This window comes from Macrococcus psychrotolerans (assembly GCF_038095555.1).
Lineage (GTDB): Bacteria > Bacillota > Bacilli > Staphylococcales > Staphylococcaceae > Macrococcoides > Macrococcoides psychrotolerans.
Window position 1 is genome coordinate 1,642,047 of record NZ_CP124591.1, and the last position, 23,867, is coordinate 1,665,913.

Annotated in this window: 29 protein-coding genes and 1 pseudogene; 8 read left to right on the forward strand and 22 right to left on the reverse strand. The window is 36.2% G+C overall.

What is annotated here, in order from left to right; genetic code table 11:
* Positions 1 to 9: 9 nt before the first annotated feature.
* The 6 genes from QA539_RS08520 to QA539_RS08545 form a co-directional block, all read right to left on the reverse strand.
* Positions 10 to 324 carry a YfhH family protein gene (locus QA539_RS08520; protein ID WP_219492975.1) on the reverse strand — a complete coding sequence of 105 codons (315 nt, stop codon included), beginning with the start codon at positions 322 to 324 and terminating at the stop codon, positions 10 to 12.
* Positions 302 to 1,114: a recombination regulator RecX gene (recX, locus tag QA539_RS08525; RefSeq protein WP_219492976.1), complete on the reverse strand. Its 813-nt coding sequence runs from the start codon at positions 1,112 to 1,114 to the stop codon at positions 302 to 304. The genes QA539_RS08520 and recX overlap by 23 nt, the downstream gene beginning before the upstream one ends.
* A 66-nt stretch (positions 1,115 to 1,180) precedes the next feature.
* On the reverse strand, positions 1,181 to 1,888 hold the full coding sequence (locus QA539_RS08530; RefSeq protein ID WP_419895065.1) for a glycosyltransferase: 708 nt from the start codon (positions 1,886 to 1,888) through the stop codon (positions 1,181 to 1,183).
* Positions 1,889 to 2,084: 196 nt separating this feature from the next.
* Positions 2,085 to 2,600 (reverse strand): type 1 glutamine amidotransferase domain-containing protein, encoded by a 516-nt coding sequence (locus QA539_RS08535; protein WP_219492978.1) that lies wholly within the window; start codon positions 2,598 to 2,600, stop codon positions 2,085 to 2,087.
* Positions 2,601 to 2,690: 90 nt separating this feature from the next.
* Positions 2,691 to 4,070 carry a 23S rRNA (uracil(1939)-C(5))-methyltransferase RlmD gene (rlmD, locus tag QA539_RS08540; RefSeq protein ID WP_419895066.1) on the reverse strand — a complete coding sequence of 460 codons (1,380 nt, stop codon included), beginning with the start codon at positions 4,068 to 4,070 and terminating at the stop codon, positions 2,691 to 2,693.
* A gap of 11 nt (positions 4,071 to 4,081) precedes the next feature.
* The gene (locus QA539_RS08545) at positions 4,082 to 4,240 is read right to left on the reverse strand and encodes an SE1561 family protein (RefSeq protein WP_157819712.1); all 159 of its coding nucleotides are present in this window, start codon (positions 4,238 to 4,240) and stop codon (positions 4,082 to 4,084) included.
* Between the two features lie 131 nt (positions 4,241 to 4,371).
* Between QA539_RS08545 and yfkAB the strand changes: the two genes are divergently transcribed.
* On the forward strand, positions 4,372 to 5,499 hold the full coding sequence (gene yfkAB / locus QA539_RS08550; RefSeq protein WP_419895067.1) for a radical SAM/CxCxxxxC motif protein YfkAB: 1,128 nt from the start codon (positions 4,372 to 4,374) through the stop codon (positions 5,497 to 5,499).
* Between the two features lie 113 nt (positions 5,500 to 5,612).
* Positions 5,613 to 6,753: pseudogene (locus QA539_RS08555) on the forward strand (IS3 family transposase).
* A gap of 154 nt (positions 6,754 to 6,907) precedes the next feature.
* Here QA539_RS08555 and QA539_RS08560 read toward each other — a convergent pair.
* The 4 genes from QA539_RS08560 to QA539_RS08575 all read right to left on the reverse strand — a co-directional run bounded on the left by QA539_RS08560 (position 6,908) and on the right by QA539_RS08575 (position 9,184).
* Entirely contained in the window at positions 6,908 to 7,426 is a 519-nt protein-coding gene (locus tag QA539_RS08560) for an acyl-CoA thioesterase (protein ID WP_211321858.1), read from the reverse strand.
* A gap of 90 nt (positions 7,427 to 7,516) precedes the next feature.
* The gene (locus tag QA539_RS08565) at positions 7,517 to 7,690 is read right to left on the reverse strand and encodes a hypothetical protein (protein ID WP_170134823.1); all 174 of its coding nucleotides are present in this window, start codon (positions 7,688 to 7,690) and stop codon (positions 7,517 to 7,519) included.
* Positions 7,691 to 7,745: 55 nt separating this feature from the next.
* Positions 7,746 to 8,975 (reverse strand): aminopeptidase, encoded by a 1,230-nt coding sequence (locus QA539_RS08570; protein ID WP_219492981.1) that lies wholly within the window; start codon positions 8,973 to 8,975, stop codon positions 7,746 to 7,748.
* Between the two features lie 11 nt (positions 8,976 to 8,986).
* A complete protein-coding gene (locus QA539_RS08575; RefSeq protein ID WP_133445801.1) occupies positions 8,987 to 9,184 on the reverse strand; it encodes a DUF1128 domain-containing protein in 198 nt (65 codons plus the stop codon).
* Positions 9,185 to 9,358: 174 nt separating this feature from the next.
* On the opposite strand from QA539_RS08575, the gene QA539_RS08580 reads away from it, so the two are divergent.
* The 3 genes from QA539_RS08580 to QA539_RS08590 are packed head-to-tail and all read left to right on the forward strand — an operon-like array spanning position 9,359 to position 11,306.
* Positions 9,359 to 9,664: a YtxH domain-containing protein gene (locus QA539_RS08580; protein WP_419895068.1), complete on the forward strand. Its 306-nt coding sequence runs from the start codon at positions 9,359 to 9,361 to the stop codon at positions 9,662 to 9,664.
* 24 nt (positions 9,665 to 9,688) lie between these two features.
* Positions 9,689 to 10,717 carry a YihY/virulence factor BrkB family protein gene (locus QA539_RS08585; RefSeq protein ID WP_219492984.1) on the forward strand — a complete coding sequence of 343 codons (1,029 nt, stop codon included), beginning with the start codon at positions 9,689 to 9,691 and terminating at the stop codon, positions 10,715 to 10,717.
* Between the two features lie 19 nt (positions 10,718 to 10,736).
* Positions 10,737 to 11,306 carry a beta-class carbonic anhydrase gene (locus QA539_RS08590; RefSeq protein WP_219492985.1) on the forward strand — a complete coding sequence of 190 codons (570 nt, stop codon included), beginning with the start codon at positions 10,737 to 10,739 and terminating at the stop codon, positions 11,304 to 11,306.
* A 37-nt stretch (positions 11,307 to 11,343) separates the two neighbouring features.
* Here the strand turns inward: QA539_RS08590 and QA539_RS08595 are convergent, their stop codons facing one another.
* From QA539_RS08595 to map, 5 genes are all read right to left on the reverse strand, one after another.
* A complete protein-coding gene (locus tag QA539_RS08595) occupies positions 11,344 to 11,967 on the reverse strand; it encodes a response regulator transcription factor (protein WP_419895069.1) in 624 nt (207 codons plus the stop codon).
* 1 nt (position 11,968) lies between these two features.
* Positions 11,969 to 12,988, reverse strand: a complete 1,020-nt coding sequence (locus QA539_RS08600; RefSeq protein ID WP_419895070.1) for a sensor histidine kinase — start codon at positions 12,986 to 12,988, stop codon at positions 11,969 to 11,971.
* Complete coding sequence (gene liaF / locus QA539_RS08605; RefSeq protein ID WP_419895071.1) at positions 12,985 to 13,680, reverse strand: cell wall-active antibiotics response protein LiaF; 696 nt, start codon at positions 13,678 to 13,680, stop codon at positions 12,985 to 12,987. The genes QA539_RS08600 and liaF overlap by 4 nt, the downstream gene beginning before the upstream one ends.
* A 12-nt stretch (positions 13,681 to 13,692) precedes the next feature.
* Positions 13,693 to 14,046: a hypothetical protein gene (locus tag QA539_RS08610; RefSeq protein ID WP_219492989.1), complete on the reverse strand. Its 354-nt coding sequence runs from the start codon at positions 14,044 to 14,046 to the stop codon at positions 13,693 to 13,695.
* Between the two features lie 93 nt (positions 14,047 to 14,139).
* Positions 14,140 to 14,895: a type I methionyl aminopeptidase gene (map, locus tag QA539_RS08615; RefSeq protein WP_219492990.1), complete on the reverse strand. Its 756-nt coding sequence runs from the start codon at positions 14,893 to 14,895 to the stop codon at positions 14,140 to 14,142.
* Between the two features lie 124 nt (positions 14,896 to 15,019).
* On the opposite strand from map, the gene QA539_RS08620 reads away from it, so the two are divergent.
* Complete coding sequence (locus tag QA539_RS08620) at positions 15,020 to 16,009, forward strand: FUSC family protein (RefSeq protein ID WP_413475227.1); 990 nt, start codon at positions 15,020 to 15,022, stop codon at positions 16,007 to 16,009.
* Between the two features lie 42 nt (positions 16,010 to 16,051).
* On the opposite strand, the gene QA539_RS08625 is transcribed toward QA539_RS08620, so the two are convergent.
* The 5 genes from QA539_RS08625 to QA539_RS08645 form a co-directional block, all read right to left on the reverse strand.
* The gene (locus QA539_RS08625) at positions 16,052 to 16,981 is read right to left on the reverse strand and encodes an IS3 family transposase (RefSeq protein ID WP_419895072.1); all 930 of its coding nucleotides are present in this window, start codon (positions 16,979 to 16,981) and stop codon (positions 16,052 to 16,054) included.
* Positions 16,953 to 17,444: a helix-turn-helix domain containing protein gene (locus QA539_RS08630; protein ID WP_419895073.1), complete on the reverse strand. Its 492-nt coding sequence runs from the start codon at positions 17,442 to 17,444 to the stop codon at positions 16,953 to 16,955. The genes QA539_RS08625 and QA539_RS08630 overlap by 29 nt, the downstream gene beginning before the upstream one ends.
* 421 nt (positions 17,445 to 17,865) lie before the next feature.
* On the reverse strand, positions 17,866 to 18,519 hold the full coding sequence (gene ric / locus QA539_RS08635; RefSeq protein ID WP_419895074.1) for an iron-sulfur cluster repair di-iron protein: 654 nt from the start codon (positions 18,517 to 18,519) through the stop codon (positions 17,866 to 17,868).
* 206 nt (positions 18,520 to 18,725) lie between these two features.
* The gene (locus QA539_RS08640; RefSeq protein ID WP_419895075.1) at positions 18,726 to 19,451 is read right to left on the reverse strand and encodes a type 1 glutamine amidotransferase; all 726 of its coding nucleotides are present in this window, start codon (positions 19,449 to 19,451) and stop codon (positions 18,726 to 18,728) included.
* The gene (locus QA539_RS08645) at positions 19,451 to 20,764 is read right to left on the reverse strand and encodes a Mur ligase family protein (RefSeq protein ID WP_419895076.1); all 1,314 of its coding nucleotides are present in this window, start codon (positions 20,762 to 20,764) and stop codon (positions 19,451 to 19,453) included. The genes QA539_RS08640 and QA539_RS08645 overlap by 1 nt, the downstream gene beginning before the upstream one ends.
* 156 nt (positions 20,765 to 20,920) lie before the next feature.
* Here QA539_RS08645 and QA539_RS08650 point away from each other — a divergent pair, with 156 nt between their 5' ends.
* Positions 20,921 to 21,421, forward strand: coding sequence for a ferritin (locus tag QA539_RS08650; protein WP_219492996.1), 501 nt, complete (start codon positions 20,921 to 20,923; stop codon positions 21,419 to 21,421).
* Positions 21,422 to 21,499: 78 nt separating this feature from the next.
* On the opposite strand, the gene QA539_RS08655 is transcribed toward QA539_RS08650, so the two are convergent.
* Positions 21,500 to 22,582, reverse strand: a complete 1,083-nt coding sequence (locus tag QA539_RS08655; RefSeq protein ID WP_419895077.1) for a YkvI family membrane protein — start codon at positions 22,580 to 22,582, stop codon at positions 21,500 to 21,502.
* A 153-nt stretch (positions 22,583 to 22,735) separates the two neighbouring features.
* Between QA539_RS08655 and QA539_RS08660 the strand changes: the two genes are divergently transcribed.
* Positions 22,736 to 23,629 (forward strand): exonuclease domain-containing protein, encoded by an 894-nt coding sequence (locus QA539_RS08660; RefSeq protein ID WP_219492998.1) that lies wholly within the window; start codon positions 22,736 to 22,738, stop codon positions 23,627 to 23,629.
* 23 nt (positions 23,630 to 23,652) lie between these two features.
* Here QA539_RS08660 and QA539_RS08665 read toward each other — a convergent pair whose 3' ends face one another.
* Positions 23,653 to 23,859, reverse strand: a complete 207-nt coding sequence (locus tag QA539_RS08665; RefSeq protein ID WP_283722596.1) for a hypothetical protein — start codon at positions 23,857 to 23,859, stop codon at positions 23,653 to 23,655.
* Between the last annotated feature and the right edge of the window lie 8 nt (positions 23,860 to 23,867).

Genomic DNA, 23,867 nt, shown 5'->3' on the forward strand with positions numbered 1-23,867 from the left:
TCAATCTCCTTATAATTGTAGCAATGCAAGCGGGATACCTTCTTCATCAAGTGTTCCACCCAGTCTGAACCCCCAGGCAAACACACCTTTAACGCGGTCTACCTTAAAGTATTCCGGCTCGTTTCCTACGAGCGCATATACCTTGCCAGGCTGTACTTTCTGTGCATCGACTAAATAGCTTTCTGCAATAAGTGCTTTACGCATCCATACTTCGTATTCATTCACAATACCCATCATTTCAGCTTTACGTGCTTGCTCTCTGTAATCTGCTGTAATCTGTTGTAACTCATGCGGCGTCATTTCAATCAATTTCTTCTCTTCCACTTAATCCACTATCCTTTATCTTTGTCATAATATCATCATACTGAAATCCTTTTTGCATTAAACTTTGAATAATTTTCTGATTAAGCATGAAACCTTCATGTTTTCTTGCGAGTCTGGTCACCGTTTTTTCGAATGCTTTATCTAATGCCAGGTCACTTGTCTCAAGTTTAACATTTTTCATCACATCATTTGCAATATCCAAATTATACCCTTTTTGAATAAGAGTTTGAATAATTTTCTGTTCAATCATTTTAGCGGATTGTTTCTTTTCATATTTTCTCATAACTTTCTGTGCAATCTTATCGATACGCTCTGAAGTGATCAGACCTTCAAACTGTACATTATATTTATCTATAATCGCTTGTTCAACGCCGAGCTGCTTTAAGTTTTGCACGAATATTGCAGGACCTTTATCTGTTGTGTTCAGCAATGTATTCATATAACTCTTCGCATAATCATCATGGTCGATATACTTATTTTCTTTACAATACTGAATGACCCGCTCGATTACTTCACTACGCACTTCATCGCCTGCGAGATAATTTCTCACTTCTGATTCTGTGCGTTTCTTATATGATAAATAGTTTAAAGCATTGTTAATCGCAACTCGGTAACCATCATATTCACCGATATTACGTAGATCTTCATCTGATAATATGAGATCTTTCCTCAAATTAAAATAGACATACGTCGCTGCATCAATACCGGCAAAGAAATTGCCGTTTATGTATAGGTTAAATCTATCCTTGTTATGTTTTTGAACTTCAATCTTCGTAATCTTATGTTCCATCATAACCCTCCATCATACCGCCCTCAAAAATAAAAAATACGAGACAGTATCTCGTATTTCATTATATTATAAACCCGTTAATGCTTCATTATATTGCATTTCAGTTATTACATTCTGCTCTAACATTTTATTTAACGTGAACTCTGTTCTGGATTTGAGCGCTGCATCATTGTGGTAATCATCGATCTGATAAATAGACGGTGCATTAATTGCACTTGCAAGCAGCGCACTTTGCAGAACGGTTACTGGTGGATAGTACGCATTACTCACATGTGTACTCCTATTAAAATAATAATTTGCAGCATCTTCAGCTGAGTACAGATTATCACCAAAGTAAATCGTATTTAAATAATAACTTAATATCTGATCCTTTGAATAATTGTTCTCAATGCGTTTAGCTACTACCACTTCTTTAATCTTTCTGGAAATCGATTTCTCATTGTTAAAGAAATAGGTCTTCGCCAACTGCTGTGTAATCGTACTGCCACCTTGAGATGCTTCACCATTTTTCAATGAGACAACTATTGCACGCGTCGTACCTAACCAGTCTACGCCAGTATGTTTGTAAAATCTTTTGTCTTCTAATGCGACAAATGCACCCGTTAAATGTTTTGGCATATTATTTACCGCAACGAACGTCTGTTTTTGTTCAATTGATTGCAGATCATCAATATTAACACGATAGCCCTGAAATATATTAAAGCCAATATAAAATGTTAATAATAAAAACGGAATAAATAAAATGGATAAACATCCACAACCTTTTCTTTTCATGCAGTCACCTCTTAGTCAATATCATATCATCACGCATATTGAATAGGAATTATTATTGATAAATAGAGGTTAAAATCAATCTTAAGACCGAGAAAGGATATCTCCTGAGTGTTAATCTTCGATTAAAAACTGTAAAATAGGTCTGATAATCGTAACAAAAAAGGCATCTCTAACGAGATACCTTTTAATAATGCCATTATTTAAGTAAATTTAATGATTCTCTATTGAAGTCCTCTAAATCATCAGGTGTACGAGATGTTACGATATTAGAATCCACAACTACTGATTCATCTACAACTGTAGCCCCTGCATTTTCGAGGTCTTTACGCACTGATAAGAAACTTGTTAATTTCTTACCTTTTAATAAATCTGTATCGATTAATAATTGCGGTCCATGACAGATAGCAAATACAGGTTTTTCAGCTTGAACGAAATGTTTCGTAAATTCACCGAAACGACCTTGCTCATCTCCACGTAACATATCAGGTGAGAAGCCACCAGGGATAAGTAACGCATCGAAGTCTTCAGGTTTTACATCGCTGATTGCTTTGTCGACTTGAACTTCTGTATCTTCAGATTTACCTTTTACAATACCTGTTTCCTTACCGATTACAGTAATTTCATGTCCTTCGTTCTTAAGGGCCTCAACCGGGCTCGTATATTCTACGTCTTCAAATAAATTATCTAGTACTACTGCGATTTTCTTACTCATAAGATAAACTCCTCCTAAAATCGTTATAGTATTGTTTACCCCACTTTGAAATGATAAAACATCCACATTGAATTATTACGAATGTATTTATTATTTCCCTAGTTTTCTTTTACGTGTAAGCTTCACTACCGCTTCCACTTGCGCTGTTTGGGGGAACATATCTACTGGCTGAATATACTCCACCTGAAATGCTTTCGTTAAATGCGCTAAGTCTTTCGCCAATGTCGAAGGATTACAGCTCGTATAGACGAATGTCTTCGGTTTGATTTCATTGATTAATTTAATCGTTTCTTCAGATAATCCTGTTCTTGGTGGATCCACTGTTATTACATCTGGATAGAAGCCTTCTTCAATCCATTCATTTAATTTCTCTGATGCATCGCCAACTTCAAACTTACAGTTATCTGCACCATTTAATGTAGCATTATATATTGCATTCACGATACCATCTTCATTCGTATCTATACCGCGTACTTCACCTGCATTATCCGCTAGCCATATACCAATCGTACCTGTTCCACAGAATGCGTCTACTACATGCTCCTTACCTGTAAGTGCTGCTGCATCGCGTACTTCATTATAAAGTACAACAGTCTGTCTCGGATTAAGCTGGAAGAAGCTTTCCGCTGATAAGTCATAAATATGATCTTGTAGTTGTTCACGAATTGTTTCCTCACCCGCGATAACGATTGTTTCATCACCCATAACAATAGATGTTTTCTCCGTGTTAATGTTTAATGCAACACTTTTCACGCCAGCTAGACGCATCACACGTTCTGCTAATAGATCTTGTTTTTTTAGGTGTCTTGTATTTGTGACGAACACAACTTGAATTTCACCTGTTGCAAGTGCCACACGGGTAACGATATGGCGCACACCTTTTTCGCGCATCGGATTCTTACAAGCATCGATATTAAGCTCGCTCATAATCTTCTTCACTTCATTCGTCGTATGCATTGTACGGTTATCCTGCACGATACATTCATGCAGATCAATTAACGTATTAGAATGCTCTTTATATAACCCCGCACGCACTTTACGTCCGGTCTTTTCTACAGGGAATTGATTTTTGTTTCTATACGTATAAGGATTATGCATACCTTTAACATCTTTAATTTTGTCGAGCTTCACGTGCGGTGCATATTTTGTCAGCGCATCTTCAACAATTTGTTTCTTATACTTTAACTGTCCACGATAAGAAAGATGCTGTAGTTGACACCCTCCACATAAATCGAATACATTACATTTCGGTTTTACACGTTCATTTGATTTTTCACGAATCTTAACCATCTTTGCCTGCAAGTATTTCGGGTTAATATCTGTTACTTGTGCGACGATGACTTCTCCAGGCAATGCCCCTTTTACAAAAGTAATCTTGCGTTTAAAATAACCAATACCTTCTCCGTTGATACCGAGTCTCTTAATTGTTAAAGGAAACTGCTGACCGACTTTTACTTGTATATCTGTCATATATAATCTCCTTAATGTTTAATTGATTTTACTTTCTGTTCTAACTGATCAAGCAACGCTAACCATTCATCAATATCATGGATGTCTGTTGTTTCAGGATTTACCGAATCAATCGTCTCCATAAAATCATTTAATTTTACTTTAATTTCTTCTAAAGAATCTTTAGTCATAATGTGCTCCTTTTTATTCTATGAATGTATTCATTATGTAACAGATTTCTTAAACTTTCAATGTATTTATTGACAACACTCCTTACACGTTCATAATAGTAAACGGACAATAAATGGAAAGAAGGCAAATTATGATCGCTTTAAAAGATAAAATTTCAATTCACAACGATCCATGGGAAGCATACAAGGAAGTGGAGAAATTTGGTGAGACGAAGTTATCTAATATAGAATTTACGACGACAACACTATGTAATATGCGTTGTGCACATTGTGCTGTCGGTTATACATTGCAACTCAAGGATCCAGATACAATTGATATGACGACGATACTTAAACGTTTAGATGAAGTAGAACACTTATCAACATTAAGCATCACAGGCGGAGAACCGATGTTCTCTAAAAAATCGATTAAAGAAACGGTAACGCCTATACTTGAATATGCTAAGTCACGTGGTATCTATACACAGATGAACTCAAACTTAACGATAAACTACGACCGTTATGAACCACTAATAGATTTAATAGATGTGATGCATATTTCTCATAACTGGGGAACGATCGATGAATTTGCGGAAGTCGGTTTTCACGTGATGGATAAGAAACCACCACTTAAAGCACGCTATAAATTATATGAACAAATTGTAGAGAACGCACGACGCTTATCTGAGGCAGGAATGTTTGTCTCAGCAGAAACAATGCTCAATAAAAGCACGTTACCTCACCTAGAGAAGATTCATAAGGAAATCGTCAACGATATGAAATGTGCGCGTCACGAAGTACATCCGATGTATCCATCAGACTTTGCAAGTGATTTGAATGTGCTAACAATAGAAGAAACGAAAACTGCAATCAGACAATTACTATCATTCAGAGATGAGGATACATGGATGTTATTTGGTACGTTACCGATATTACCATGTTCTATGAATGCAGATGACTTATCATTTTTAGATGAGGTCCATAGTGCAAAGAACGTTACAGTTCGTAATGATCCAGATGGACGTTCACGACTGAATGTCAATGTATTTACTGGAGATGTGATCGTTACAGACTTTGGAGATGAAACAGGCACAATCGAGAATATTATTGATACACCACTCCAGGATGTATACGATAAGTGGAAGCAGAGTGCTCTCAATCAGACGATTAACTGTCACTGCCCGAAAGTGAAATGTCTCGGTCCGAATCTACTCGTGAAGAACATGTATTATCCAGATGTCGACTTTAAAGCTAACGAAAAACGCATGCACGAACAATAGAAATTAAAAAATCACGTGAAGCAGTATTGCGCTAACCCCATGATATGGGAGTAAAATAAAAACACTTTCGTTGAATTCATATTAAAATGAATTTATACGGAGGTGTTTTTTCTATGAAAAGAGTGGCATATTCAGTTGAAATAAAATATAAAGTAGTAGAAATGAAACTTAAAGGATATAGTACAAGAGAAATAATGGATGCTTTAAATATTAAAAATGAATCTCAAGTTAAAGTGTGGTGGAAATGGTATAGAAATGGGGAAACACATAGATTCAATCAACAAGTAGGTAAACAATATTCCTACGGAAAAGGAAATGAAGAATTGAGTACTGTTGAGACGCTAAAAATTGAATTAAAGCGCAAAGAAGTAGAAAATGAAATTTTAAAAAAGTACAAGGAATTGGAAAGGAAGTGGTCCAGAGGTAGTTGTTGAATTAGTAAATGAATTGAAATCTAAATATACAGTGAAAGTCATTTTAGAAACTTTAGATATTCCAAAATCAAATTATTACAGATGGAAAAACAAAGATTTCAGTATATCTGAGGATGAACGAGAAATTATAGAACTATGTAAGAAACATCGTTTTACATATGGTTATAGAAAAATAACTGCCTTGTTAAATAGAAAAAATAATAAACCAATTAATCACAAAAAAGTACAAAGGATTATGCAAAAACATAATTTAAATTGTAAAGTACGAATGAAAAAATCGAAAAGACCAGGGAATGCATATTATAAAACACATAATCTATTAAATAGAAACTTCAAAGCAGAGAAACCTTTAGAAGTACTTTTAACAGATATCACTTATTTACCCTTCGGGAATACAATGTTGTATCTTTCATCTATCATGGATGCTTACAATGGTGAAATTGTGGCATATAAAATCGGTAATAAACAAAATCAAGAATTAGTAAATGAGACATTAAAACAACTTCAATTGGAACCAGGTACTATATTACATAGTGATCAAGGAAGTGTTTATACTTCTTATGAATACTATGCCCTATGTACAGAAAAAGGCATTACCAGAAGCATGTCCCGTAAGGGAACGCCAGCTGATAATGCCCCAATAGAATGTTTTCATGCCTCTCTAAAGTGTGAAACATTCTACTTAAACAGTGAGCTTAGAAGCTCTAATACCATTGTAATAGATATTGTCGAAAATTACATTGAAAACTATAATAAAGTTAGAATTCAACAAAAACTAGGCTACTTATCCCCTATAGAATATAGGAAATTAGCAGCCTAGAAAATAGTGTTTTTATTGAGCTCCCTTAGTAAGGGTGCAGTGCCGTATGCTTTACGTGATTTTTTGTTGAGCTTGTTTTGATGAGTGTCCATTTCGCGGACACTCGTGATGTTATTTATGCGCGAGTGTCACTTTTTTGGACACTCACTCCATACTATATCGTCAAATTATTCGAGAAAAACTGATGCAGATCCTTACTCTTACTTCGACGTTCTTTACGTACTTTTGCACGTTCTTTCCCGGTTTCATTCAGCCATACCTGGTCTTCAGTCTCAGCTATAACTTCTGGCACCATAACCGGCTGATTATGCTCATCCAATGCAACAAACGTTAAGAAACTGATCGCCGCCAGATGCTTTCTTTGTTCCAATATATTTTCAGCAACTATTTTCACACAAACTTCTAATGAAGATGTCCCGGTATAGGTCACAAGTGCAACCATTGACACAATTTCTCCAGGTCTTATCGGCTGCAGAAAATCTACAGAATCTGTACTTGCAGTGACGACGGATCTTCCACAATGTCTCGTTGCTGCAATGCTCGCCACGTCATCAATCATCGCCATCAGCTTTCCACCAAACAATGTATTATGATGATTCGTATCCGATGGGAAGATCTGCTGTGTTTTCACAGTTCTTGATGCACTCATTGATTTTTTTGATCGTTCGCTCATATTTATTCCCCAATCATATATAGTTGACAATATTATATCAAAAAAAAGAAAGAGGATGCGGATTCTTAATCCGTATCCTCTCAATTATTATTAGTGAACGTTATCAGCAAAGACTTTCTTTTCTAACGCTTCTTCTGGTGTGTCGATGATATCTGCTTCTTTAGAATCAAAAGCTTTAATTAAAAACATCATTAGTACGCCACCAAATACAAAGATTGCGAAGATAAACGCAATAAGTACAAACCACATCATAGCTACTGACATGTCCATCCTCCTCTTAACCCATTAGTAATCCTATTCTATCATTTAATTCTCTAAATTAAAATGCCCAATTTCCATTTAAGAAAATCTCTTCTTCGTTTCCTTCAGATGTTACACCATAAATGTTCATTTGTGCTGAGCCAATCATAAAGTCTTCGTGTGTAATCGAGTTGTTCAGTCCTGCAGCTTCAAGTCCTTCATCATCCAGCTCCTTACCACCTTCAAGACAGAATGGGTATGCTGAACCTAATGCTAAATGACATGATGCGTTCTCATCAAACAATGTGTTATAGTATAAGATCTTAGAATTAGAGATTGGTGAATCATGTGGTACCAGCGCGACTTCTCCTAAATACTTCGCGGCGTCATCTGTATTTAGCAGTCCTTCTAGTATATCTTGACCCGTTTGCGCTTCAAAGTCGACTACTTGCCCATCCTTAAACGTTAATTTAAAGTTATCGATAATATTTCCGCCGTAACTCAGTGGCAAAGTGCTAGAAACATAGCCATTTACTCTATCTTTATGCGGTACAGTAAATACTTCTTCTGTTGGCATATTCGCCATGAACTCTATACCGTCTTTATTAATACTTGATGCACCACACCAAATATGACCTTCTGGCAATCCAATTTCAAGGTCTGTCCCTGGTGCTTTATAGCGCAGTGCTACATACTTCTTATTGTTTAAATAATCAGCTTTGCTATGAAGATTATGATTATGCGTAGCCCATGCAGCTTCTGGATCCTCGCTATTCATACGTACGCTATCTAAAATTGCATCTAATAACTTTTCAAATGCTGCTGTTTCATCAAGTTCTGGGAATACAAGCTTCGCCCATGCAATTGATGGATAGGCCGCAACAGTCCAGCTGAACTGATCTGATTGCATCATCTTCATATAATCTTTAAAAGCAGTACCGTATGCTTTCATATTCGCTGAGACTTTCTTAGGATCGGCATCCTTTAAGTTTTCTGGACTTGATGAAATAAGTGCAAGCTGAGCTGCATAGTCATTCGCATAATCCATACGCTCATCCACTAAATATTGTGGTACGCTTTCGAAACTTTCCTGTTTACGATACTTGAAGTTTAACTGCGCCAGCTTATCGTCACTATAATTCACTTTAACATCGCTAGCACCCGCTTCATAAGCCGCTTCAACAACAAGATGAACGAAATCTTGCGCGTCCACCGTCGCGCGAATATAAACGCGTTGCTCAGGTTGAACGTTCATACCTACCTTGACGAGTAATGCTGCATACTGCTTTAATTGTTCTTCTTTATACATTGTAATCCCCCTTATTTACGTAAACTTCCTAGTGCATCTGTGAGCGCAGACATTTCGCTCGGTGAAAATGTATCACGTTTCTTTACCATCTCATAAATCTCTGTCAGCTCATCCACCTTGTTATCATCTATAGATTCTGGCTTGATCACTCCGATATTTACGAGCTTTAATTTCTTAACAATTTCATCGATCATTTCTGCTTTATTCATAGGACACCTCTTCAATTTTTTTATTCTCTAAACATTTTATCAAACTATTCTTAACTTTAAAATTAATTATTTTCAAAAACTTACTCTTAATTGTTTATTCTATCTACATTTTGGCTATATAATAATTAATAAGTGCAAATAGCACATTTCTTATATTTGAGAGGAGATTATATTATGAACAACAAATTAGTCCCAGCAGTCATCGCCGGTGCAGTCATCGGTGCTGCAGTATCAATGGCTGATAGAAAGACACGTAACTCTGTTAAAACCTCAGTTTCAAAATCGAAACAAAACGGTATCGCTTCACAAGGTTCTACAAAAAACAAAGTATCAAATTTAAAAGATGAATTATTATACTGGAAAGAAACAATCGATGAAATCCGTCGTAACAATCCAGAACTAGAACGCGCAATATTAGATGCTAAAGATACTTTCATCGAAAAGAAAAATCAAAAGAAAATCTCAGGACCAAACGGTTAACTTAATATACTTAGAGGTGAAATTATGTCAAAGGACAATAAGAGTACCTCTAAATTTCTGACTCAGGCTGCAAAAGGTCCTGAGTCTCATAATTTAGAGGTAGAAAACAAAGATAAACTATCTAATAAAAATGAGCAGTATGTAAGCAATCAAAGGTTTAAATCAAAGCAAGCTAAGAAAGATGACGAAACATTATACGTTTCTAAGATTAACAAACCGGCAAAGTATAAACATAACGGTAATTTTTTTAACAAGTTACTATTTAGAATCGGTAAAGACGATGCTGCAGGATTATCTGCGCAGCTCGCATATTACTTCTTACTGTCTTTATTCCCAATGCTGATTTTCCTATTGACATTAGTCCCATTGTTTAAAGTGTCCCCTGAAACAATCACGAATATGATTGCAAAGAATGCCCCTGGAGATGCAGCGAATATGATTACCGATGTAATCTCTGATGTGATGAACAACGCGAACGGTGGATTACTATCATTCGGTTTAATCGCAGCACTTTGGTCAGCATCTAACGGCATGACAGCACTAATGAATGCATTTAATGTATCTTATGAAGTTGAAGATGCCCGTAATCCTATCGTATCAAAGTTACTTAGTGTGTTATTTACAGTGGTGATGGTGCTTGTATTTGGTGTTGCATTAGCATTACCTGTATTCGGTGAACAAATTGGCAATTATTTATTTGGTCAGTTCGGGCTAGAATCACAATTTAAATGGATCTTCTCGCTTGTTAAAGTCGCACTTCCACTGATTATTACGTTTATAGTATTTACGACATTATATGCGATTGCCCCGAATATTAAACTTCAATTTAAATCTGTTATACCAGGTGCTTTGTTTGCAACGATTGTCTGGATTGGTGCAAGCTTCCTATTTGGATACTATGTAAGTAACTTTGGTAACTACTCTAAGACTTACGGTAGTATCGGAGGAATCATCGTCTTAATGTTATGGTTATATTTAACAGGTTTTATCATTATTATTGGTTCACAGATTAATGCTATAATTCATGAAAAGAAACTAAGTTCTAATCAATAATAGTGAAAGAGGGATAACGTTGACTTTATTATCAAACATGCTTGAATTTAATAAAAAGTTTGTAGAAAACAAAGACTACACACAATATGAAACGTCTAAAGTGCCAGACATGAAGGCTGTACTATTAACATGTATGGATACAAGGTTACAAGAATTATCAACGAAAGCACTTGGGCTTAAAAACGGCGATGTAAAAACCGTTAAGAATGCTGGAGCTACAATTACACACCCTTATGGTTCTACGATGCGTAGCTTACTTGTTGGTATTTATGCATTAGGTGCTGAAGAAATTATTATTATGGGCCATAAAGATTGTGGGATGGGTGGTCTTGATGTTGATAAAGTTAAATCAACCATGATTAATCGCGGTATCAAACAAGAAGTGATGGATACGATTATTCACTCTGGTATCGACGTAGACCATTTCTTAAGCGGCTTTAACGATGTGAACGAGAACGTACGTGAAAACGTTAAAATGGTTTATAATCATCCATTATTCGATCGTTCAGTACCGGTACACGGGCTCGTCATCGAACCGCTTACAGGTGAAGTAGAGTTACTGATTAATGGTTATGATAATGTACAATGAAAAGAGTGAAATGTGGGCATCCGCATTTCACTCTTTTTCATTCTATTAAATCATGTTGAAATGCATAGATTACTGCTTGTGTTCTATCCTGTACTTCAAGTTTACTCAGTATATTGCTCACATGTGTCTTCACCGTTTTAATCGTAATATGGCTTGCATCTGCAATTTCCTGGTTAGAATATCCTTTTGCAATCAGTAATAATATCTCTTTCTCGCGTTCTGTCAACATATCATGTAGTTCTGCCTTCTGGTTCATACGCGCGCGCATTTTCATCATTACTTCTTTTTCAAATACAGACTCACCTTGATATGTTTTAATAATCGCATCTCTTATTTCTTCAGCGCTGCTCGTCTTTAATATGTAACTGTCCACACCCGCATCTAGCGCTCGATACACTTCTTTATCTTCTATAAAGCTCGTAAGCATTACAACCTTCACCTTTGGCATTTGACATTTAATTTGTGCTGTCGCCTCAATCCCGTCCATCTCATTCATTACCATATCCATAAGTACAACGTCCGGTTCAAGATTTAACGTCTTCTCTATCCCTTCTTTACCGTTTGATGCTTCTCCAACAATTTCAATGCCTTCTTGCATCGATAAATAACTTGATATTCCGATTCTGACCATCTCATGATCATCTACAAATATTACGCGCATGTTATGCCTCCTCTAATGGCACTTTCACTTCAATACGAGTGCCTGACTGTGGTGCAGATATAATTTGAAATGTCCCGCCAATTTCGAGTGCTCGTTCTTTCATCGTATTAAGTCCGTATCTTGAATCGTCAACACGCTCAATATCGAACCCTTTGCCATCGTCGCTTAACCTGAGTATTACTTTATTCCCCGTTTTGAATAGTTCGATAACAATCTGTGTCGCCTCAGCGTGCCTTAATGTATTAGAAATGGATTCCTGAGCAATTCTAAACAGGTGATCTTCCACACCTTTTTCGAGCTGTATGTCTTCGATATCTGATGTGATATGTAGTGGTATCTTCTGTTTTAATTCTTTTAGTAGTTGCTGAATGCCTTCTTCGAGCGTTCTGTTCCTCAGTCCGATTGGTCGTAAGTGTAGCAACAACGCACGCATTTCAAGCTGTGTTTCTCGTAACATTTTATCTAGTAATTCGAGCTGCGATTTCACTTTCTCTTCATGCGTGCCTGCTTTTAGGGCAGATAACATCATAGATGCGGCGAACAGTTGCTGACTCACAGAATCGTGTAACTCTCGTGCGAGCCTCTGCCGTTCTTCTTCAACGATTTGTTTCACTGTCTCTTCGTTTATCTTATGTACATCGTTAGTAACAAGCTGATTCTGTCGTTTAATATTAGCCATCGATAGGCTTACTTCATTAATTGCATGCAGTACGTCAATGACTTCCACATTCTGATTAATTGCGGTATTAATTTGAATCCCGTCTTCAATTTGTTCAATTTCATTTTTAATACGCATAAGTTGTTCGTTCTGGCGATATGCAACGATGGAGCCCATAATAACACATGCAATTATAACCGTTACATTTAAAAATAAAAAGGCGGGTACACCGACAATTTGTGTATATAGCATTCCTTGAAAGTATATGATGTTGACGAATATTCGGTCTAGAATAAAGAACACAACCGCTAAACTATAGACAAGTATGAGCATCGTTCCGATCATCTTCGTATAATTATTCATCGGTACTGCACCTCGAGATCTCCTACAATTGACGATACGAATAGTTTAATTTCAATGCCATTTGGGTACTTCTCAGTTTCGTATACTACACGTTCGTTACGCGCTTTTTTCACATAATGCTCTTTAAAGTTGAGCTGTCCGTATAGCGTTGTGTAATCCACCTTCACTTGATAGTGATGTGGTACTGTTATTGTCGTCTTTCCGATTGCGTTGCGAATCACAATGATATTCGACTGTTTTAAGTTAGCAGCTTGTGTAAGATCGATGTCCATATCTCCGACAAAATGCTGTAAGTTCATATCTTCAAACTTGTATACTTTATCAGGTGTCGATTGAAAGCTTAGTAGTGACTGCTTATGAATCGACATACTGTCATCCTTCGTCTGGATAACTTCCATCGGTTGTTTCTTATAGATGATATAACGGATTGCTACAATAACGATAAACAGAAAGATTACAATTAAAGTATATGGATTGGATAACATGCCGAATAACAGCATAATAACGCCAATCCAAAGTATGATGAGCCCCCTTAGATTCTCTTTCATCATCGTGCTAAAGTATATCATGAGCAAACCTGCTACGATAACAAGCAGCATCCCGATTTTTACGAAGAAGATATAATAAATATTTGAAAGCAGTATTAATGTGAAGAATGCGATTAACATTTCAGAATTTACAATTTGCTTCAAAGCGTCACATCCTTATGGTTTTACGTTCGATAACAATAATATTTCATACTGTATATTTTGCTTTTCAATCTCTAAATTTGCAAGCAATTGTTCAATTTCATCAATATCATGATCAAGGTCGTTAATTCTCTGAACTAGTGGCGTGCGATTGTGTAATAGCTTATTAGAAACAGCGGACTCAAGCGCGTCAAGTTCCTCTTGTACATGTATTTTCTCACACGATAACTTAACAACTTCACTCAGCTTCATACTTTTAAGTAAGTTAATATCTGAAATCTTCTTATAGCTCGCGGCAATTTGTATGTAAAAGGTATTTTCTATACATCGTTTGACAGTTCTATTGAGATGCATTTTAATCTTTCGCATAGTACTTCCTCCTACGGTTAGTACTCTAATTATAAAAAAGTTCCAAAGCCATAAAAAGCGGCTCTGGAACGATTCTTTTCTCAGACTTTAGGACTAGTCTTCTAATTTAGTTAAAAACAATGGGCCTTCAGCTGTAACGACAATTGTATGTTCGATTTGTGCGACAAAACTTTTATCTTTCGTCTCAAACGCCCATTCATCCTTACCGTCTGTCACGATTGTCGCTTTAGAAGAAATGAACGGCTCAACCGCTAGTACCATTCCTTCTTTAAGTAGTACTTTATCCATTGGATCATAGTAATTCATAATGTGCTGTGGTTCTTCGTGCAAGCTCTTACCAATGCCATGACCTGTTAAGTTTTTAATCACTGTTACACCATTCTTACGTGCAGTGGCATTCACCGCACGACCTATATTACTTAACTTCGCTCCTGGTTTAATCTTCTTCATCGCCTCATTAAATGCCATCTCTGCAACATCAATCACCTTTTGTTTCATTGGCTCTGAAGATTCACCAACTACGAATGAAATACCTGTGTCCGCATAATAACCATCTTTACATCCTGAAACATCGACGTTCACAAGATCTCCTTCGTTAATAATACGTGTCCCTGGTATGCCGTGTGCTACTTCTTCATTCACACTGATACAAGTATATCCCGGGAAGTCATATTCAGTAATCGGAGCACTCTTCGCATCATGCTTTTCAAATAATTCCTTTGCGATATTATCAAGTTCTTTCGTTGTCATACCAGGCTTTGCGGCCGCTTTCAATGTTTCACGGATTTCCGCACAGATCTTACCTATTGCTTGTAAGCCTTCTAAGTCTTGCTTTGATTTTACGATCATAATAATCTCTTCTTTCAGTTTAATTTAAGGATATGTATTGATTATAATGTATAAATTCAATATCATATATTCATCACTGTTTATTATAACAGACTCAAACTATTACACAATTGGAATGATTACAATGAAAATTAACTGGTTCAAGAAATTAATCGGCGCAAGAACAATCAAGACAGGACTTGCGACATTTTTGACTGCATTAATATGTCAATTATTAAATTTACCTGCGATCTTTGCAGTTATTACATCTATCGTTTCCATTGAACCGACTGCCCGCGCTTCATTGAAAAAGGCATTCGTCAGATTTCCTGCATCAATACTCGGAGCATTCATCGCAGTTACAAGTACATATTTCTTAGGCGATTCACCTTTAAGCTATAGTATCGCTGCAACCGCAACCATATTCGTATGCTATAAACTGAAACTCTATGACGGTCTCCTTGTAGCAAGTCTTACGGCTGTAGCGATGGTACCAAACATTCATCAGGACTTTGCGTTTAATTTCTTCTCCAGGCTTGCTACAACGACAATCGGTCTAACGACAGCGGGTATCGTTAACTTCTTTGTGATGCCACCGAAATATCATATACAAATCGCTCAACTCCTCGATGCATTGGAGTCCAAGCTAATGAAGATGCTATCTTTACGTGCAACTGAAATTAATTCTGGATTGTCTGATCTAAGTAGTGCTACCCCACTTGTAGAAGAATCAAATAAACTGATTAATAAAATCGATACGTTGCTGCAATATCAAAAAGAAGAACTTCAATTTCATGAAGATAAAGCGATTAAATATGAAATTACACAGTTGAAACATCGTCTTGATGTTAATAGACTCATTCAGCTTCATGTGAATCAAATGATTTTATTACCGGATGGGACATATTTTACGTTAACTGTTCAGGAAAAAGAAGCGCTGAATCATTTAGTTAATGCGTTCAAACAGTTTGGAGAGAATCGTACATACACACCAGACAGAAAAGCACTCAGTCTGCTTAAGATGAGCGTGAAGCATTTGACAGAATTTGATGATAATCAAATGCGCAGCCATTACATCTATGAAATATTGATGATTAACAGATTACTGATGAATCACCCGAATAGAGTGAAATAAAAACACGGAACGTGTAGTGAACCCAAAAAGTTGAACTTTTTATTAAGCTACTTTCATTAAAGCAAGATTTCTGTATTCTACAGGAGTCTTGCTTTTTAATTTTCTCTTCTTTCTGACTAAATTATAATACTCCATATAGTCAATAATCTCCTCTTCTAGTTCATCATAAGAATCAAATGTTTCTCCATAAAACATTTCTTGTTTTAAAATACCAAAGAAATTCTCCATCGGAGAATTATCAAGACAATTACCTTTTCTAGACATGCTTTGAATAATTCTATTCTTTTTCAAAGATTGTACCCAAGATTTATGCTGATATTGCCACCCTTGATCGGAATGGATTGTAGTTCTATAGGGAAGGTCTGGAATTACATTAATTGCTTTTAACAATGATTCCATAACGAATTCCAATGTTGGACGCTTACTAATTGAATAAGAAATAATCTCTTTCGAACATACATCAAAAATTGTTGACAGATATAGCTTAGTTCCATTTTTAATGTTGAATTGTGTTACATCAGTAAGTAATTTTTGATATGGGCGATTAGTTACGAATCTGCGATTCAATTTATTCTTAGCTGTTTTGCCAACTTTCCCTTTGTACGACTTATATGTTCTATTTCTATGCTTAAACTTTGTACAAAGTAAATTATTTTCTCTCATTATTCTAAGAACTTTTTTATGGTTAACTACAAAACCTAACTCTCTTAGTTCGTCGGTTACTGTACGATAACCTATCCTATTTTTATGTTTGTTAATGATTTCTTTAATCAAAGTAATTAAATAATTGTCTTTATGTTTAGTGACACTAAGTCGTAATTTCCAATAATGGTATACACTTTTCGCTATCATAGCTACTGATAATATTTCTTTTAACTTATAGTTAGATTCATTCCTTAACTCAATAATAGCAGCTACTATTTCTTTGTTTGATTTTTTCGAGCTAAGGATTGTAACTTTTTTCGAGAGCAATTGCGATTTCTAATCTCCTGTTTTCCTCACGTAAGCGTATTAATTCTTGTCGTTCACTTTCGTTTAAACTAGTGTTATCAACCTTTTTATTTTTCATAGTTTTAGACGCACGACCCTTCGGTTTTGATTCTAAACCTAGGATACCATATTGATTGTATTTCATCTGCCACTGAGCTATTAAAGTAGGATTAGTAATATCAAAGATTCTAGCAGTTTCTTTATATGAAAGTTGATTAGTAATTCTATACTGAATGATTCTTAATTTTTCATCTGTTGAATATTTCTTTCTGGTCATACTGGATATAAGACCGTCAATACCGAAGGTATCAAATTGGTAAGTCCATGTTTTTAGTTGTGAAGGATCGATATCATATTTGTTACTTAATGAATCATAACCAATATTTCCTTCTTTATATTCTTTGATTAGTTTTAATTTAAAATCAAGATCATGCTTTTTATTCAAAATAAACACCCCTAAAGTTGAATTTTAAGGTTCAACTTTAGGGGTGCACTTCACGTCTCGTTGTAGACGTTCCGTATTTTTATTGGGAGAATATTATATGAATGGCCGAGGATTGGCCACTCACGGATACTTTTATATGTGGGTGTCACTCTTTGGGACACTCGGCATTATTTTTATGTGCGGGTGTCACTCTTTGGGACACTCGGCATTATTTTTATGTGCGGGTGTCACTTTTTCGGACACTCGGCATTATTTTTATGTGCGGGTGTCACTCTTTGGGACACTCAACATTATTTTTATGTGCGGGTGTCACTCTTTGGGACACTCAACATTATTTTTATGTGCGGGTGTCACTTTTTCGGACACTCACGCATACTCGCACACGCACCAAATCTAAAGTCTTTCAAATAATACATTATTCTCAAGGTGTACATCTTTGGAATGTCTCTCGTTCAAGCATGGCTAATCGTTGATAAACAACTCTGTACGTACCACATGCATCCAATGGCGGTGTAAAGTCATTCGTAATTTCACGTAGTCGTTTAAGCATATCCCCTGCACCGTCATGTTCACTTTCAAGCTCATCAATATGTGGTTTTAGCTGAGCGCGCAACTCTTCTGTGGGATTGTCACTGTATTCGATAATTAATGGGAATACAGTATCATCTTCGTCTTTCGTATGTTCAATGAGTTCATCTCTTAACTTCATCACTAAAGTCTTCATTTCAATTAAATGTGGATGACGCTCCCCATGTACTTTCGCCACTTTCGTAATGTACGGCATTAAGTTTCTGAACTCTTCTTCGAGCGGTTTATGATATTTATTCTGGATATAGTTAATCAAACTTCTGTTATCTAAATATTGTACATCTAATCCTAATCCGTCACTTGATTCGTTGTCTAATTGGTTAATTTCTTCAAGTAATGTTTCAATCGGCGCGCTCTTTTCATGTATTGCTTCACTCAGCGAAATATCACCTCCGCAACAAAAGTCAATTCGATTTTTTCTGAATATGTCCGCAGCTTTAGGTAATTGTTTAACGATATCTGATACTTTCATATTTGCTGTAATCATGATCATCACTCCGGTTTATTATTTAATACACCTTTATTATACACCCTTAAGATATATTTAAAATACATCTTTAAGATTCTTCTTTAATTTGTCACAAAAATCACTTCGTTAGTGATATTTCAATTTAAATAAATAACACGATGCAGAAAATAATAATTTCCACATCGTGCGTGTATTAGTAGCATCTCACTACTACTTAATCTCAGTTATTTTTCTTCGAGTAACCTTCTTACAATGACTTGCTTCGCTGCTTCTTCACGTGTATTATCCAGCTTGATTTCAGGGAACTGCATATTTTTACGTTCACATGCTGTGCGCAATAAATAATCAGTAATTTCGTGGTTCTTCGGTAATATTGGTCCGTGCAGATACGTCCCTAATAGATTCTTATAATGGAGACCCTCTTCTTTATCTTCATCGTTGTTTCCAAATCCACTGACGACATGTCCTAGTGTTCCATAATTATGATATGTTCTGCCGCCATGATTCTCAAATCCTACAATCTGTCCGAATGTTTCAGACTCAATAACAATATCGCCTACTAAACGTTCTGGTTTAGATTCTGTATAGAAATCTAATATATTCAGTCCACGTAATTCCTGGCCGTCCGGTGTGATATACTTCTCACCAAGGAACTGATATCCCCCACATATCGTAAGTGCGGGCATACCATCTTCTATCGCTGCTTTAAAGTCATCTTTCACACGGAATAGATCATCCGTTGCAATTTTCTGTTCGCGGTCACTTCCGCCACCAATAAATAGTAGATCTGCATCGCTGATCTTAATTCCTGCTGTCGTATTAATATCCGTGACATTTACATCAATACCATACCACGCTGCACGTTTTTTAAGTGCAATAATATTTCCGATATCGCCATATAAATTGAGTTTATCCGGCATAAAATGAAATATTTCTATCGCTTTACTCATTATTTATGCCCTCCTTCAAAGTATGCTGTAAGTGTCTGATGCATCGGTTCTAAAGAGGTATAGTTCGGAATACATACTGTATACTCTGGGCGTTCAAGTATTGTCTTTGTTGCGCGTCTAATATCTTGATCGACTTCAATCTGTGCATCCACTTCTGCATATTTCAGTCTTAATGCAATTTCTTCAGCACGGTTTCCTGTACACATAATATAAGGAATGTCTTGACGCGCAAGCTTCTCGAAATCTGCATCCCAGATCCATGATATATCTCTGCCATCTGCACCATTGTCATTTAAGCTGATAATGTAACTTTTAGCGCCTTCTATCTTCTCACCTACAGAAAGGCTGGCATTAAGTCCTGCCGGATTCTTCGCTAGATTGATAATTGCAGATTTACTCCCTGTATTAAAGCGCTGCATACGACCATTGTCAGATTGATATGTGCTAAATCCTTTATCAATCGACTCATCATTTAATCCTAGTTCACGCAGCACACTGTATGCTGCAATAATATTGAATACATTAAAGTCTCCGGCAATCTGCATATTAAATGTATAGCTGTTAATGACAGGATTTAAAAATGGATTCTCATTCAATGATTCTACTTCATATTTCGGTTGTTCACGTTTAAAACCACATGAACAATGATAGTGTCCGATCTGGTTGTAATGAATCCAGTCGTATATCAGCATCTTTCCGCAGTTCGGGCAGTACTTACTTTCGATCATAGAACTTTCTTCAAATGTATGGGCATGACTCTTCATGCCATAATATACAACGTCGTCACTCGCAATCTTTAACCGTGATACAAATGGATCATCTGCATTGAGTATCAGTTCAATGCCTTTACCTTTAATATTGTCAGCAATACGATCTACTAATATATCAATCTCACCGAAACGATCCATCTGATCGCGGAAGAAGTTTGTGAACACCATCTTCGTCGGCGTCATTTCATTTAAGACGCGTGGAATAGAACCTTCATCAATTTCTATTATTGCTAACTTCGTATCTTTAGAAGACTGTACGATAAAGCTCGACGTGATACCTGCTGCCATATTGGCACCTTCTGTATTATGTATAATGCGTATACCATTCGTCTTTAGCGTATGCCCAATCAGATTACTCGTCGTCGTCTTACCATTCGTACCTGAAATGAACACAACTTCATCAACTTGTGCACTTAATTTTCTTAATATATCTGAGTCAATTTTACGTGCGACTTGACCAGGTAAATCCGTACCACGCTTCCCCGCCATGATACTTAATTTCCTTGCGACTTTCGCAACATTTATAGCAGCAAATTTTTTCATACGTACCTCCTTATTCAACACTTTATTATATCATCATACAAATTATTCGCATATCAATTTACATTTGTATTTATAATTATTAATGTTATACCATATTATTATATTTACCATTTAAACTATATTATAATAACTGTAACAACTAAAGGAGGTCATACTATGTTATCTCAAACATTAACAGATGCTTTAAACAAACAGATGAACGAAGAATTCCAGGCTGCACATGCTTATATGGCAATGGCTGCATACTGTGCTAAAGAAAGTTATGATGGATTTGCCAACTTCTATGAACAACAAGCTGAAGAAGAGCGTTTCCATGGAACTAAGATTTATAACTATTTAAACGACCGTGATCAGCATGCCATCTTCTCAGAAATCAAAGCACCAAAGAATGACTTTGCTACAATTCTTGATACCTTTGAGGCAGGGCTTGTACAAGAGCAGCAAGTGACAAAGAATTTCTATAACCTAGCTGAGCTCGCAAAAAATGATAATGAGTATGCAACAATTTCATTCTTAAACTGGTTCTTAGATGAGCAAGTTGAAGAAGAAGCGATGTTCAAGAAGCATATTGACTATATTCGTCGTATTAAAGATGATGCAAATGCACTTTATCTATATGAGAAGGAACTTGGTAAACGAGAATTTCAGGCTGAATAATATAACGACCAGTAAACAACAAAATGCACCCCAAACGTTAGATTTTAGATCTGACTTTTGGGGTGCATTTCAGGCTTATTAAACCTGCTGCTTATTCTTGTTACTCATCCTTAATTTCAGCGGAGCAAGCATTATGATGATAATCAATAAATAGTTCATGTTGCCGAGTATCGGATATACTTTATTCACAAGTTTCGTAAATCCTACGAAACTTAATCCGAAACCTGTAAGTGTTGCTAATATATAGAATACTCTAAACTTCACAGTGCCTACTGTCGTAAAGCGAGCTGAGAAAGCATAGAACATGCTAAGAGCCGTGTTAAAGATCATCGTAAACACGATAACCGACATTGCAATACCGAGTATTGGTGAGATTTCATTTACAATACCGAGCATCGGTAATGGTAAGTCTTTAACAGTTTCGATTTTAGAGAATATTGCAAGATGACTAAGTATAATCAGTAAACCTAATACAAGTCCTCCGACTAACCCTCCAAGTGCAGCGGCACGTTTATTGCCTTCAGAACCCCCGATAACAATTGCCATTGCAGCACCCAGTCCTATGTTCATCGATACGTAGTTCACACCTGCAATAATCCAATGTGGGAATGGTGAAGTTACCGTATTTGAAATATAATCTAGTTCTGCATGGGGTGTGTCTAATGTCACGATACAATAAATCGAAATAATAACAATCATAATAACTAGAAATGGTGTAATGTTACCGATAACCTTTACGATATGGTCAATTTTAAGCATTCCGGCGATAATTACGACTAATGCCATTAATGCTGTTCCATAAGCTGTCGGTATGCCAAATTGCTGTTCTAAGTTAGAACCAGCACCGGCAAGCATCACAACACCGAAACTAAATAACGTAATAATCAGTACAACATCTATTATCCAAGCTAACACTTTTCCGATTCCAGGATAATCTGTCAATCTTTGAATCACAATTTGATGGTCATCTGCTTCTGTCTTGCTACCTGCCCAGACGAGAATCATCCCGATGTACGCGAATAATATGGTTGATACAATCGCACCGAATATCCCCATTGCTCCAAAGCTTGTAAAGTACTGCAGTATCTCTTGTCCTGATGCAAATCCAGCGCCTACAATAACACCAACAAAGGCACTACTGATTAAAAAAATCTTCTTCATAATATCCTCCCAGTTTATTCACAAGTCAAATGATTACAGATTCCAGCAGAAATCATGTAATATTACTTTCATATCCATTAATCTATTCCCTTTTTTTATAAAGATAACTCTTTATTCTCTGAATAAATAAAATATAAGTTCAAAGGAGTATACATGAATTCTTTTATTGCATTAGATTTCGAGACTGCAAACCATAATGCTGCATCAATTTGTAGTGTTGGTATGGTAAAAGTTATAGATAATATGATGACAGAAACTTTCTATACGCTCGTAAATCCCGAAACAAACTTTAATACTTCAAATATAAACGTCCATAATATAAAACCTGAAGATGTTGCTACATCACCTACATTTGAAACCGTCTATCCTCACATGCTGTCATTCATCGGAGACTTACCAGTCGTGTGTCACTTTGCACAGTTTGATATGAAAGTCCTCCATGCATCGATCAAACGTTATCACTTTGAAATGCCGACGCTACCCTACTTCTGTTCTTGCATTATGGCGAGAGATACGATTACAAACCACAGCTACAGCTTAAAAAATATGATGGCCTATTATAACCTGAATTTCCACGGTCATCATCACGCATTAAACGATGCAAAAGCATGTGCCATGATTACAGTGCGATTGTTGAAGAATTATGAGTCACTCAATCAATATTTAACTTATAAGCGACGCAAGAAATACATTAGCAACGTGTCGCTTACGTCAAAGCGTGCACAAATGTCACGTTATCAGACAGATTTAAATCATATCACGCCTGATACATCTAAAGTAAATAAAGATCATCTCTTCTATAGCAAGCGCATCGCAATAACAGGTACACTGCACAAGAAACGTAAAGACATCGTACAGTATATCGTGAATAACGGCGGTATATATACAGAAGAAATAGATACAATAGATATCTTTATTATGGGTAAATCTAAGCAAGGGGTTTCAAAAAAAGAGGGCATCGTACGTAATAAAATTGCGCTCGGTAAAGAAATTATGCTCATCGATGATGATAAACTGAAAAGCTTAATTGCCTTTTATGACATATAAAAAGTAGCATTCATGTTCGAATGCTACTTTTTCGTTGTTTCTTTAATTGATTTCTTAATACTCTGCTTCGTTACAGGACGCTCTAATTTGTGGTCGACCCAGAATAAAAATACCGCTACAGCAATAATGCCGAGTAACGGTAATATATCAAAACCACTTTCAATGACATGCATCACATACATCACGATAAGCAGTGCGGTTATTCCAACAATCGCAAATTTGAATTTCATAATTGTTC